11 protein-coding genes are annotated in these 13,652 nt (G+C 55.1%); 4 read left to right on the top strand and 7 right to left on the bottom strand.

The window, feature by feature from the left end:
- Nucleotides 1–93 precede the first annotated feature (93 nt).
- Nucleotides 94–627 carry a sodium:calcium antiporter gene (locus H4684_RS17810; RefSeq protein ID WP_225940538.1) on the bottom strand — a complete coding sequence of 178 codons (534 nt, stop codon included), beginning with the start codon at nucleotides 625–627 and terminating at the stop codon, nucleotides 94–96.
- A gap of 26 nt (nucleotides 628–653) precedes the next feature.
- Between H4684_RS17810 and H4684_RS17805 the strand changes: the two genes are divergently transcribed.
- From H4684_RS17805 to H4684_RS17795, 3 genes are all read left to right on the top strand, one after another.
- Nucleotides 654–872, top strand: coding sequence for a hypothetical protein (locus H4684_RS17805; RefSeq protein WP_192624770.1), 219 nt, complete (start codon nucleotides 654–656; stop codon nucleotides 870–872).
- Nucleotides 873–1,227: 355 nt separating this feature from the next.
- Complete coding sequence (locus tag H4684_RS17800) at nucleotides 1,228–1,680, top strand: CesT family type III secretion system chaperone (protein WP_192624769.1); 453 nt, start codon at nucleotides 1,228–1,230, stop codon at nucleotides 1,678–1,680.
- A 119-nt stretch (nucleotides 1,681–1,799) separates the two neighbouring features.
- On the top strand, nucleotides 1,800–3,920 hold the full coding sequence (locus H4684_RS17795) for a hypothetical protein (RefSeq protein ID WP_192624768.1): 2,121 nt from the start codon (nucleotides 1,800–1,802) through the stop codon (nucleotides 3,918–3,920).
- A 321-nt stretch (nucleotides 3,921–4,241) separates the two neighbouring features.
- Here the strand turns inward: H4684_RS17795 and H4684_RS17790 are convergent, their stop codons facing one another.
- Nucleotides 4,242–5,735 carry a cache domain-containing protein gene (locus H4684_RS17790; RefSeq protein ID WP_264080970.1) on the bottom strand — a complete coding sequence of 498 codons (1,494 nt, stop codon included), beginning with the start codon at nucleotides 5,733–5,735 and terminating at the stop codon, nucleotides 4,242–4,244.
- 1,111 nt (nucleotides 5,736–6,846) lie between these two features.
- Here H4684_RS17790 and H4684_RS17780 point away from each other — a divergent pair.
- On the top strand, nucleotides 6,847–8,058 hold the full coding sequence (locus tag H4684_RS17780; RefSeq protein WP_225940537.1) for a type I restriction-modification system subunit M: 1,212 nt from the start codon (nucleotides 6,847–6,849) through the stop codon (nucleotides 8,056–8,058).
- A gap of 152 nt (nucleotides 8,059–8,210) precedes the next feature.
- On the opposite strand, the gene qatD is transcribed toward H4684_RS17780, so the two are convergent.
- From qatD to H4684_RS17755, 5 genes are all read right to left on the bottom strand, one after another.
- Nucleotides 8,211–8,969, bottom strand: coding sequence for a Qat anti-phage system TatD family nuclease QatD (gene qatD / locus H4684_RS17775; protein ID WP_192624766.1), 759 nt, complete (start codon nucleotides 8,967–8,969; stop codon nucleotides 8,211–8,213).
- Nucleotides 8,966–10,336 carry a Qat anti-phage system QueC-like protein QatC gene (gene qatC, locus H4684_RS17770; RefSeq protein ID WP_192624765.1) on the bottom strand — a complete coding sequence of 457 codons (1,371 nt, stop codon included), beginning with the start codon at nucleotides 10,334–10,336 and terminating at the stop codon, nucleotides 8,966–8,968. The genes qatD and qatC overlap by 4 nt, the downstream gene beginning before the upstream one ends.
- Nucleotides 10,333–11,214 (bottom strand): Qat anti-phage system associated protein QatB, encoded by an 882-nt coding sequence (gene qatB / locus H4684_RS21190; RefSeq protein ID WP_192624764.1) that lies wholly within the window; start codon nucleotides 11,212–11,214, stop codon nucleotides 10,333–10,335. Before qatB ends, qatC begins: the two co-directional genes overlap by 4 nt.
- Nucleotides 11,214–13,196, bottom strand: coding sequence for a Qat anti-phage system ATPase QatA (gene qatA, locus H4684_RS17760; RefSeq protein ID WP_192624763.1), 1,983 nt, complete (start codon nucleotides 13,194–13,196; stop codon nucleotides 11,214–11,216). The genes qatB and qatA overlap by 1 nt, the downstream gene beginning before the upstream one ends.
- Nucleotides 13,197–13,324: 128 nt before the next feature.
- Nucleotides 13,325–13,492, bottom strand: a complete 168-nt coding sequence (locus H4684_RS17755) for a hypothetical protein (protein ID WP_192624762.1) — start codon at nucleotides 13,490–13,492, stop codon at nucleotides 13,325–13,327.
- Nucleotides 13,493–13,652: the final 160 nt, after the last annotated feature.

The raw sequence follows: 13,652 nt of genomic DNA, 5'->3' as shown, positions 1-13,652 counted from the left end.
CCGGGAGTCGGATCGGCCTATGCCCGTTGTCAGAAAGCCGTGCTGATCAGGTAGGTCGTGTATCCCGTGTAACAGGCCAAGAGTAGCACGCCCTCAAAGCGGTTGATACGGCCTGGCCCCCGGAACCCGTAGCCAATGACGAACAGCAACAGGGTCAGTGCGGTCATTACCATTTTTGTTCTTCAACCCTTGCCAGATGGTCCAGGCCATAAGCCCGACAAACACAGCAAGCAACACTACGGCATCGAACTGCGAAATTTCACCATCCTTGAGTTGCCATGCTGCGATAATGGTCACAACCGCGAGAATGGGCAACTCCTTGCGCAGAACATTTGAATGTACGGCGATAGGGCTGATAAGCGCCGTGATCCCCAAGATTAGCGCTATATTGGTGATGTTGGAGCCGTAGGCGTTACCAAGCGCAATTCCAGGGGTACCCTGCAAGGCGGCCAGGGCCGAAACCACCATTTCAGGTGCGGAGGTGCCGAAGCCGACAATAACCATACCGATCAAAAGCGGCGGCATATCAAAATAACGGGCGACAGAGGCTGATCCCTCGACAAAGCGGTCGGCGCTCCAGACCAGAAGAGCCAGACCAAAAACAACAGCGATAAAAGCGAGTGTCATATGAAATTGGAGTTCCTTGAAAACCAATGGACCAGATCTTTTGGGTGGATACGGATCGATTCCATGGCTGTCTTTGTTCTAAGCAGTTAATGAAGAAGTCCCAGAAGGAGGAACCCCGCTGGTATCACGTGATTCTGAGCGGAAAAGAGCTGACCTTTGCCCCCACCGGCGGCACGAGGAGCAAAAGTGACTTAACCGTCCCTGTCACCAACAAAAATGAAACTGCCCGCTTTCCGATGGTTTAGACGTAAGCGCTCAGGCCCGCATCTTTCACGGACGTCTCTGATCTGCGATAGAAGCAAGAGTCTTTACTTTTTGCGCAGCTTGACCATGCGAATGACGGGGATGTGTTTGCAAATCTTGGAGGTCAGGGCTGGCATGGCGAACCAACTATCACGGACCAGCTTCTTTGGCTAACTTGGTCTGTAGTGGGGGAATCCCATAAGTTTCAGTACTGAGAATCCAGGCAGATTTGATTCGATTTTATTTTGACAATCTAGAACTATTTGTTCAAAAAAACTGAATATTTTTGCATGTGTGTACGGCTTTGTCATAGCCACATGGTGTTGCTTCAGGCATATTGAAATTCCGGGAGGGATAATGGACACAGTTGAAAAAGCGCTTGGCGCGTTCGGGGAACAAATGGGCATTCCCAGTCTTGCTTTTGACGCTTCGGGTGCCTGTGCGCTCAGCTTCGACGATGTAGTGGTGAACCTTGAACTGGTGCGCGACAAGGCGCGGCTTTTCGCGTTCACCGTCATCACCACGTTGCCGGATGAAAGTGCTGTAGCGGCGGCCCTGTGCCAGTATGGACTTGAACAGAACCTTGGTCTGGCCATAAGCGGTGCGGGCATTGTAGGGTTGAGCCAACAACATGGGCTGATCTATGCCAACTCTGTTGGCCTAGATGCACTTGCTCTTGGCGGCCTGGAGGCATTTCTCGAAAGCCATGTGAACACCGCCGAAGGCCTGCGCGAGGCCGCACGTGAAATAGGAGCCGAAACTCCTGGTGCGGACAGCGCGTATCTGTCCGGCATGGCACTCCGGGTCTGATTCAGACGCATTGGCATGATTTTCGTAGTCACCAGGCTGGTTACGAAGGGTAGCGCTGTGCCTCTTGCCATTGCCTAAAAAAAGTACGTTCACACTACATACCAGCAAGGAAGGTTGCCATGGTTGTCGATTTTCAAGCCTTGGGAGCAATGCGAAGCCAGTTTGAGGCCATCGGAGCGGAGCACGTAAAGACCGAGGGTGATGCACTTGTCGCAGGCACCCGCAACGCATTCGGTCGGGCCGTCAACTGGATCAAGTCTGTCGGCAACAGCCAAACGGCCCAGAGTAATAGGCAGGTCGTGGGCAATCTCGTTGCGCAGTTGCGCGATGTTGGTGTCAGCAACAACACCCTTGATGTGGCTCAAAAGCTGCTTTCGGCCCACAGTGCCCCTGGCAAGCCCATTTCGGGCCGCGCGATGGCACAGGCCACCGCCACGGTCATACGGATGGCCAGTGAAGAACAAGCCATTTCATCGAATCTTGATATCAACATTGCGGGCCTCAAAGAAAGGCTGGAACAGGATTTCGACGCCATATTCACTGGATGGGCGGAAAGGTTCGGCATGGCGGACATCCCTCTCGCACCGCAAGACCGGCAACAGTTGATGGATACCCTGCAGACAAAATGTCACCAATGGGGTGAAAGACATGGAATGCATGCCCCGGGTCTTTCGGATGCCCGGGAAATGCTGAGCGAGGCGTGCCGCGTTCAATGTCTTGCCAAGCTTGACGGGGCTATGGCTGCCCAACTGAACGTCGTGGGCAATCATTCAACGCCTGATGCCCCTCTGTGTCAGCGGTTACATGACACCATGCAGGCCCGGGGGATGGATTTTGAGTTTACTCCCGCCGATCTGGGTAAGCTTTATAAGAGTATGGAAAGTCGTTTTAACGTTGAGTTTAAGATCAAGAACACCCATCCGCCTACCAGCGAGGAAGCCATTGCAGTAGCTGACAAAGTTATAAACGATTTTCTGAACACCATAGCAGAGGTCGACAACAACGCAACGCTGACGGTCGAGCAACGTGCTGTGGCCCGCAATGCTATTATCGAATTTCCAAGTACCATCAATACAGGAATGGTCAAATCGATATGCGAGTGCATCGGGCAGGTCTCGCATTCAATTGAACAGCTCGCGGCTGGCCCGTTGCCCGGTCAAGACACTCACGCCGCAATCAGCAGTCTGGCCCAAGCCATCAGGACAGCAGTCGACCAGCCGGGGGGTGATCCCAATGCTCCCAAGTTGCGACCGGGTCTTGAAGGTGCTGACGAAGTTGCAACCGTTCGTGATCTTTCTATCAACATCGGCGCCAAGCTTGCGCATATTCCTGAAGGACAGACTCCCGCTTCTGTACTCGCCCGGCTTGTCGAGCCTCAGAGCGACTTCGTTGCCCTGCGTTTCGCACTGGCGCATGGGGAAACCAACAATAGACGACTTGCCGATGAACGCGATGGGGCGTACCTGCTCCTCAATTCCCTGGCAAAGATGGCAGGAATTGACTCCCTCGCGTCCAGCCTTGCGTTGCAGAGTCCCGGCGTCGGGCAATTGAGCATGGCGCAGATCCGCGCCGCGATTCCAGCCAACGTTCATACTGTAGGTTGGTATAACGCGCGACAGGACGTGAACCTGGCGCAACTCGGTCAGAAGGTGACCGACGGAATAGTGAAGTTCGCCAAGACTAATGACTACGGCGGTGTGACTATACCGGGCGGTTCACGTGAATTCCAGGCAGAATATATGGATAAATTCGGAACGCAGTTTCTTAAGGACTTCTTCAGAAACGGCATAGAGGTAGACGGGCGTCTCTACGGTGCAACGGGCACCAACAACGGTGACGCCATGCAGCGTGAACTGCGAGGGTTGGCCGAAGCCTTTACCAGTACTGAAATGGCGGGCAAGGTGACGTATTCGTTGCATCAGGCGATGGGGGCAGACGTGCTGACAGGCATGCTCAAGGATCCTGCTCTTGCCGATGTCGGTATGGAGTCAATTTCCTCACCGGGGGTGAAGACCGTTGAAGAGAATAGTATTTCGATTACAACTCTTCCCGGTGGTGAATACAAAGTCGCTTACGACTTCAGGCTTCAGTATGGTTGCCGTACCATGGGCAATGAGGTCTCCGAAGCCCGTGGCATGAATGCCCATGCCGATATTCGTATCAACATGAGCCAGCCTGAAATATCCGTGCAGATGGATAGCTACGACATCATGCTCAGCCAGAATCACCCTGGGCGATAAGCCCGTGCCGCGCAGTGCGATCCGGTCATGCATGGCTGTACAAGCAATCCTACAGGAAGAGGTGTGCTCAAGTCCATCCAAGTATGGATATGAACGATGCTTGGCGCTGGCGCTTTCCTGGGTAATGCGCAGGAAAGCTCTGGGTGCCGTCCTGTGCTGCCTAGATGGCACAACGTCCGGCGCAGGAAGATGGTGCGAGAATGAGCGGATTACCGTTAATGCGCTATCATCATTGAATTAGTCTTTGGGGAAGCTGCTGGGCGTTTGACTTTCAGTCGTTTATTTGCCGTTTTTGGATGTTCGCCTTGTATTTCATGAGAATCATTCCGGCGGGCCTTGGGCGATGATTGTCTCCATGAGTTTCCCAAGGTTGACTGCGTCTTCGATATTGTGTGCGCCCAAAGGCTTGAGGTCAGGGCCGGTCCAGGTGATCACGGTGCCTTCGCAATCGTAGCGGATTTCGCCGGTTCGGGCCTGCGGACATGAGAGAACGTTGATCTGGGAAAGCAGATACCCTCTGTCCAGGATCTGATCCAGCGAGCCCTCCAGACCGTCCAGATGCGGGGCCACGATCAGGAAGGACAACTCACGCTTCCCGCTACGGGATACATCGAAACGCTCTATGTTTTCGAGGATTTGATCCAACAGGTTGGTTTCCGTGCCGCCGTATGTCTGGTCTTTGTTGCTTACATGCGCCAGATAGGCGAATTCACCGGGCGGGACGGCAAGAAAGCCCGTACAGGTCGATATGCCGAAGGTCCGAAGGCCCTGGCTGCGTTCGGCTCGGTAGAATTCGTCCATGTCCACCCGGACGGCCGTTTTTTTGGCCCTTTGCGCTGGTGGATTCATCGCCGGACAGGATTGCTTGGCCATCGTCTGGAGCAGTCGCTGGGTATAGTACCGCTCATGCAGGGCGAATTCCCTGGTGACAACCTCGTCTTTGTCCACCTTGGCCACCACCAGCCACCGCGTCCCCTTAAAATTCACTACCTGAAAAGTCGTAAGGCATTCCTGCCCACGGTAGTCTGTTACCTCCATGCGTCCTTGGCCCTGGGCGAACTTTGACGGCACATTGGAAAAGTTCAGATGTGCCCGGAGTACACTCGAATCGCCGAAGAACTGGGAATCCGTGAGCATGATGCCCTTTTCGTTGACGAGAAGGGTTTCCATGGTTTCGTACTCTTCTCCGGTCGGGGCGAACAGGGCGTTGATCTTGTTGACCGAACACTGCAAGGCGATCCATCCCAGCAATCGATTCTGTTTCAGGATTGGCTCCACCAGGAAGGCCGCGGGTTCAGACGATGGCGCATAGTCGTGGTAGTCGATGAACACCTCGCTCTTTGGATGCCGACTTATGCAGGCGCCCAGGGGCGAGGAGGCCGCCTCTCCAGCGGTCAGGGTTGTCTTGAGGTCGCTTTCTCCCCGCAGACTGTGGACCACGGCTCCGGTCGTGTCGATGAAAAGAATGTCGTAGAAAAGGTAATAATTCTCCATGTAATATCGGCGAAAACTTTCCTTCATCTCGGAAATCTTGACTTCAAAATCGCCGTCGACCGCCCCCTGGCGCTGAGCCTGGGCATGGAACGCCGAGAGTTCAAGCACGGACACGATCACCTTGTCCGTGGCCGCCGCACGGGCTTTTTCCTCGAGTCGGCCGAGGACGTTTTCCAGCTGGGTTACCCGTTGGGTCCGCAACACTTGCAGGTCCGCGTAGGGCCACGCGAAAGGTTCGTGCATGGAATTCGCCGGACCGCTCAAGAACAGCGAACCCAGAATGAACAACAACGTGCCAGCCAAACAGAACAGTTTATTCATCCGTAAATCTCCTCTTTGCCTCGTCACTATTGAGCTTATGTCAGTGCAGAGGACACTGCAAAAAGTCGCAAAAGAATCCGAGTGTCATTCCCGCGAACGTGTTCCCAGCATGGATAGGCGGTCCATGTCGGGCAATAGTGCGAAATACTTTCTTTTCAGATATTTAAAAAGGCATGGATTCCCTTCTAGAAGGGGATGACGACTTTTTGCAGTGCCCTCAGTGCAGGTTTTTGGTCGGTATCAGCCAAGCCGGGTCGTTGATACGTGATGACAACATATCCGTTGCGAAGGTTCAGGGCTTTTAATGGCTATTTTTTGTAGAAATAGTTGATGATCCAAGTCCAATATTTCAACTATTTGGCATTGTAAGCAAGGCGTGCGCTGCTGTAAAGTTTCCTGTTTTAAAGCAGCCAGGAGTAGAGACTCCGAGTTGAATTTTGGTTGCTGCCTCTCTTCGTTGTACACTTGAAGGAAAGTCTTCGTGACTTTTCTGACATATGAAAAGCTGTTGAAGAGACAACACTGCAAAAAATCGCGAAAGAATGCGTGTTATTCTCGCGAGCGTTTGCTCAGCGTGGGTAGGCTGGTCATGTCGGGTAATAGTGTGAAATCAATTCTTTTCAGATAGTTAAAAAGGAATTGATCACCTTCTTCAAGAGGATGACGACTTTTTGCAGTACTGTGATTAAGGATTTGAGTGACGCCACGTCCAAGCGGCAGTTATTTTCGACATCTTCAAGATCAAGCAAAGACTGCGCTCTGTACAGGAAGGGCTCGTATGAGCATGGATCGGGTCATCGCATTTATGTGAGACGTGGCAATATGATCTACAGGATTCCGGCTGCTGCGATGTTTGGGCAGCCGGAATTAATCTTTTTTTGAGTACTGCATTGAACATGTTGCGGATCAATTTCCTGAATTTTCGAAATTACCTACCTATATCCTCCGGAACGTCGGGATATCTATCTACGTAGTCTGCAACTCCGTGAAATTATGTCTTGTGTCATACACGTGCTCTGCGTTATGGCCCTGAAAGTTTTGTTGACAGGCGCGACTCTGACGTCGCCTTTGTGAGTTTTAACCGCATCATTTTCCCGGAGATTGGATTTTCATGGCTCGTCCCAAAAAAAATGACACCAAACCCACGGCCAATCTTGGTTTCGAGGCCAAGCTCTGGCTCGCTGCCGACAAGCTGCGCAACAATATGGACGCGGCGGAATACAAGCACGTTGTCCTTGGGCTTATTTTTCTCAAATATATTTCAGACAGTTTTGAAGAGCACCGCGCCAAGCTGATCGCAGGCGTTGGTGATTATGAAGGCGCGAACGCCGAAGATCCGGATGAATACAAGGCCGAGAATGTTTTCTGGGTCCCTGCGGATGCCCGGTGGTCCCATCTCCAGGCCAACGCCAAGCAGCCCGGCATTGGCAAGATCGTGGATGATGCCATGGTCGCCATCGAGCGTGACAATCCGCGTTTGAAAGGCGTCTTGCCCAAGGACTACGCCAGGCCCGGTCTCGATAAGCACAGGCTTGGCGAACTCATCGACCTGATCGCCACCATCACCCTCACGGCAGCCAGCGAGGGTGAACAGACGCACCGTTCCGTTGATCTGCTCGGGCGCGTGTACGAGTATTTCCTGACCCGCTTTGCCAGCGCCGAGGGCAAGAACGGCGGACAGTTCTACACGCCATCCTGTGTCGTGCGCTGTCTGGTCGAGATGCTCGCGCCATATAAAGGCCGCATTTATGACCCCTGTTGCGGTTCCGGCGGCATGTTCGTGCAGTCCGAGAAATTCGTGGAAGCCCACGGCGGCAGAGTTGGGGACATCAGCATTTACGGACAGGAGAGCAATTCAACCACTCGCCGCCTGGCCGTCATGAACCTGGCCCTGCGCGGCATCGAGGCTGATTTTGGCCCTGAGCACGCCGACACCTTCCGCCGCGATCTGCATCCCGACCTAAGAGCCGACTATGTTCTGGCCAATCCGCCCTTCAATGATTCGGATTGGTTCCGCAAGGACGACGACGTGCGCTGGCAGTTCGGCATTCCGCCCAAGGGCAACGCCAACTTCGCCTGGGTGCAGCACTTTATCCACCATCTTGCGCCCCAAGGCATGGCTGGTTTTGTCCTGGCCAATGGCAGCATGTCTTCCAATCAGTCAGGAGAGGGCGACATCCGCCGCGCCCTGATCGAGGCCGACCTCGTGGACTGCATGGTGGCGCTGCCCGGTCAGCTCTTCTACAGCACGCAGTTTTGTCGACCTACAAATATGATTGTTCATAACGAGTGCTCGCATTTTGATGAACTGAATATGCAGTGAGGCGATAAATGCGCATTATTTGCCAATGCCGGCCTTGACATGTTTCACTGGCCAGTTTCGCTTATGGCCCGGCTATTGGCAACTGTTGTAATGATGCGGCAGAAGTCATTAGAGGGCATGGCAGCATGAAATGTAACCGCTTATTTGAGACATCATGCATCGATTAGTGCCCGGTAGTTTGCTTGAACAGACTCCGCAATCGAGTCTTTGGATGCATTTCGCACATGCGCGAGAGCGTCGATAGTTATTTGAACGCTGGCTGGTTCGGCGGGATGCCCGTTAATCTTTGTAAATGGGCCGTCAGTCTCGGTGAGGATGCGACTCAACGGGAGGTCGGCGGCAAGCGCCCGGCCTCGGTCGGAGCGGATCATCTCGGTATTGACAGAAAAGTAGCAACCGAGCGCTACGGCGCGTCGTGCTTCGGCTTTGGTTCCGGTGAACCAGTGCAACACAACGAGGCCCCTGTCCTGCGGTAAATGGCGTTCGATCATTTCGAGCACCGTCGGTACGCTCCGGACGCTATGCACGGTGAGTATCTTGCCACCGGCATCCGAACATCGTTCGAGGACTGTGCGGAACACATGTTTTTGAGTATCGAGCGATTTGTAGAACCTAGGGCCAGCGTCGAGGCCAACCTCGCCGACGTAGCGCGTCTCTGGCAGATAATGTTCCCATAATGCCAATTCGCTGGCCCGTTCCGTCACAAGCTGCGGATGGAGGCCAAGTGCAGCCCGCACATAGCGCTTGTCACGCGTCAATTCAAGATTACGCGGCCAAGCCTTTGGGGTGGTAGTGACGGTCAGTGTATTAATCCGTGCTGCCTCCGCTTTCGTGATCGCGGCCTTGAAGTCTGGATATAGATCGAGATGGCAGTGGAAATCCACGCCAGCGGACGAAACATTATTACTCATAGGGGCTGTGTCCTCACCCTGGCCAACAGAACGCCCACTTCATCAAGGCCACGGCGGTAGACACTGGCGAGCGAGGCCTGGCGGGCTGGCGACTCGTCGAATAGTGGGCCGGGTTTGTGAATAAGGATGGGTGCTAAGGCGGGTCTGGCTCGAAGTCGTTCAATCGCGAGTTGGAAGGAGCGGACTTGCACACCTTCGGACTGGCGCGTGTCGAGGGCGCGAGTGGTTAGGTCGTCGATCGTATAGACGGTCGGGTCGGCACCAGCACCAAATCCTTTGAGCAACGCAGCGCGCCGGATCAAACATGGTAAACAATATCCACAGTGCTGAGTGCTGAGACCCTGCCAGCGTCCCTTGGTTGGCGATGCACAGGACAAGGATATTGGCGTGAGGTGCCTCAAAAGAGCGCCGTTTGTGCACGCGGCCACCATCTCGCCCTTAGTCTTATCCCAGTATGGATTTTCGATGCGGCCATCGATGCCCAGCGCTGCGAGCGTATCGTTCCAGCGGGCGATATAAAATGGATGTGTGGTGCGTGTACTCAACGCCCCGAGACGGAGAGGGTCGAGCGGCACGTTGACCGCGATCAAACCATTTTCCGGCACCTTCAGCGTAAACGTGCCACCGAACCCGCTACCGGCGAATACGCCTAAGGCGAAAAAGAGAAAGGAGCGTCCGCGCGTGGTATTCTCGTCGGCTGATCCACGAACGAAGCCGCCTGGGAAGGTCATTCGGAGGCGTAATCGCTTAAAAGGACTAGCCGGATACTGCACTTTGAGCGCTTCGAAGAGCGAGGACTGGGCGTCGCTCGTCGCGCTATCGCCAGCGTGGCTGATGAAAAGCGGTGTGTTGCCAATTTCAAGCGTATCGATCGCGCCGATCAGGCTGTCGAGACCGCCTGAGAATAGCGCCAGATCATTGAAGGGCGGGTCAATGAGTCGGCCTAAAGGGGGCAGTGAGACCAACTTGATACGACTCGGGCGCGCCCTGAAGGCAAGTGACCAGCGATCGCCGGTCAGAAAATTCAACATCCGGACTAAGATTGGCGTTGCCCTTGTCCATCGGTCGGGATCGGAGACAGGCACGATCAAACGCAATTCCCTTGTCCAGCCATCCTGAGACTCGCTGTCGCGAGATACGCGGGTGTCGGCAGCATGGACGTGCGCGGCTAGGACCAGGACGTCAGCCCCCATCTCAGATGGATATACACCGATCCGAGCTAAGTCACTCAAAGCGTGCCCGATCCCGTGATCGAGCGTTCGGTCGCGGACGATCAAGTCGAGTCGGGTTTCGAATTCGGTGTTATCGAGCGCGAACCGTTCGCGATCGCCGGGGCCGTAACGGCCAATAATAACGTGGCGTCTCATGCTCCCTCCACCTCGGTGTCGCCCATGATCTGTAAAATGCCGAACGCTTGTTCATAAATGCTTCCGACGAAGGCGAGCACACGATCGTGTGTCAGCGCGGCCTCCGCTGCACGCGCCTTTGTCAAAGCGTCGGCGACGGCGCGCCGAATAAAATCATTCAACTGTGCCTGGACTCGTGCGACTTGCCAACTGTCGGAGGGGAGGGTCACGGTCTTCGCGCCGATGTCATTGCATAGCCGAGCCTCGATCGCGTTCGTCGCATAGAGTTCAAAGACCGTCTGCATCTGGTCGTGAGTGAGCCCATCGAGGTCTGTTATGCCCGCACCAGCCAGGTCAGCGATCGTCTCGATGAAGGCCTCCCGCGAAATGCCCTCGTCGATGGTGCCACCGTCCGGGCACACATAGTCGGCTAGCCCGAGGAAGACGTCCTCGATCGGCTGGCCGGCGAGAGCGCCGAGATTGAGCGCGCGGAGCGCCTCGGACACACCACGCGTTACCGCGTCCGACAGAAATCCGAGAAGACGGCTGCCGGCTCCTCGCGCCGACCCCATCCTGGCAGCCGCCGTTCTTGCGCCGCCCGAAGACGAGCTCACATAGTGCGACACGGCACGACCGAGAGCTTTGTGGTCGTCCCCGCCCGAGCCCGCGAAGCGGGAGAAATTGTTACGGGCAGCCGAGAACCGTGTCGAATCCGCCGCTGGGGGAATGGCTGGACTTGCTGGCTGTGCTAGCGGGCCATCAGGCGGCCCTGCCGGGGGAGTACCATTGGGGGCTGCTCCGCCGTCCGGCGCAGCCGGAGGGGAGCCTTCATTGCCCAGCCAGCTAGGGACGAGCGGAGTGTTGCCGCATTGGCCGCCGAAAGCGGTCGACGTACCCATCAGCGTACCCCCTTGCGTGTGCGAAGTACTGCATTGGCCGCAGCCTTCAGCATCGCCCCGCCGTCCTTCCCCCAGAGTTGGAGCAAGCGGTTAAATCGTTGTGTGGGTTCAGCATCCTTGAGCGCGCTTTCCCAACCACTGCACGCCCATGGGCCCAAGCGGTCTTGAGGAAGGGCTTCGAGAAAGTCGAGGAGGTTTTCCTGGAGCGTGGGATGCGCTTTGACGAGGACCGCCAAGCCAGCCGCACCCGGCGGTTCGGTGTCGAAACTGTCACTACCTACGATGCGGCCCCGCACTGCTTCGAAGATCTGGGCCGCTTCGGGTGGTGCGAGCCGCTTTAGGTCGCCTTCGACGCCTTGGACCGCGAATTTGCCGCCAAAGAGTTGCTCGACGACGGTGGAAAGATGTCCAAGCACCGAGGCTGCTCCGAAATAATCCTTTCGGTCCTTGGCTACGAAGAGATAAGGGCGAAGGTCGTCCCCGCCTATCTTGATCGGCACTGCGGCCCAGGCCTTGATGGAAGGCGATGATAGCCACTCGCCTAGCAGCGCGCTCTCAATCGCCTTTGAGGCCACCAACCTGGGTGCGGGCTTGACCGCGTCATCACCCTTGCCGGCTGTCATCTTGGCCGGTTTGGGCTTAGCTTTGTCGTCTTTTTCCTCAGTAATTGCAGCTTCGAGCGCCACCAAATCGGCACACTTGCCATCTGGCGCGGCAGCAGCCGCAGCGGCGATCTGGTCAAACAGGCGCGGGAGGAATCGTTCGGCGAGCATGAGCTTGGCGAGAACGGGGAGCTTGACGTCATCCCCGAATCCGCGCGCTTCGGCTGTTCGCTGCCGCAAGACAAGCATGTTGAGAAATCTCTTGATCTGACGGGGGTTACCCTTCGTTCCACTGGCAAGGATCGGCCCTATCTGATCGCTGAGCGCCAAGGCGTTGTTGGCTCGTGAGGACTTATCCACGAGCGCAGTTTTAACCGTCGCTGCATCGAGCGCGCCGGTGGTCCACGGCCGTTTAAGCCGCTCTCGGGCGATGCCAATCAAGTTGTTGAAAGCCGGATCGTTGTCGCCGAGTTCCATGCCAACGAGTAGGAGCGTGACATAGATGCGTGTCTCCGTTTCACCGAGGGCCGGGATCCGGAAGGGCACCTGAATGAGCTTCTCCAGATAGTTACGGGCATAGGTCTGTTGCCCAGTCGTGTCCGGCAGGTCGGGGAAATGTTTGCGCACCGCGTATTCGATCATCGCCTCATCGGCGGCAACGACGAAGGCGGTTCGTGAGGTGAAGACGAAGAGGCGTACGGCTTCGAGCGTTTCGATGGCTGTGTCGGGAAGGCAGCGGTCAAGGTCGTCGATGAGGACGACCAACTGCTCCACTCCAGCCTTTTCAAGCAGATCGTCAAATGCCTTGCGGAAGGCGTTGATCTCCTCGGGCACGTTGGTTGAGGCTCTTTCACTCAACGGCTTTAACATCCCCATCACATTATTGATTGCGGCTATGGTATTGTCTTTCGTTGCGAGCTTCGCCGGATCGGCGAGAATACCTTCGAGCGAGCCGACGATGGTTTGGATCTGGTCAGGCGTCGGAATGCCCGTGAGAGCTGTGAGTGCGAACCCGCCCGCCTTCTTCGCAACTTTTAGCCAGTCGATCCGACGGACGACATTCTTCACCGTTTCGCCAGCCTTGGTCAGCGCGGGACGCTTCTCGATCAAGCCGGTGACGATGCCTTCAATAAGCGCAATTTTAGCGTCTTCGAAGCCTTGGAAGCGCCAGCCGTTGAATTTGAGACACAGGACCTTAGTTTCATTTTCGAATCCGGCCTCAATCATCTCTAGAACGCTTGATTTACCAGCCCCCCAATCACCATGGACACCAACTGTTACCGGCTGATCCGGCGTGTCGCGAACGAGTTTGATGATAGTCGTTGCGATCGCCTCATTATTGAGAAGGTCGACCTTGGTCTCGTTGTCAATCAGGATCATCGCTAACCCACCTGCTGCTTATCGGTTGAGTCATTCTCTTCAGTGACCATAGCTTGTGTCTTTTACCGAAGTCTTCTGAATCCAGAATTAAGAATGATACGTGCTATATCTTTGCTGAAGGGCGAGCGCTAATCATTTGATCTTGGGTGATCAGGAAATCTGCGCTGTATAAAGTTATCTGGATTATAATCCATATTATCCTCTTGAAATTTATTTAAACCCGAAGGAGGTGGCACGAATTTTTCCGCTGTCTGTAAATGATTTGCCTTATGGAGAGCAATAATTTCTTTTGTCATACATACTCGTGCTTATGAGTATTTTGATCGGGGGATCCGTCGCATTGCCCGTATTACTTAGTGGATGTTGATCAGCACCCTAATGGAGCCACCGATCGGCACCCTAATAGATCCAGCAAAAGTGAGAGATTTTCGCTCGGACGACCTCGTCTGATTACGT

It is taken from the genome of Desulfomicrobium macestii, assembly GCF_014873765.1.
Lineage (GTDB): Bacteria > Desulfobacterota > Desulfovibrionia > Desulfovibrionales > Desulfomicrobiaceae > Desulfomicrobium > Desulfomicrobium macestii.
The sequence above is the reverse complement of the archived record's forward strand: the minus strand, read 5'-3'. Positions and strand labels throughout refer to the sequence as shown.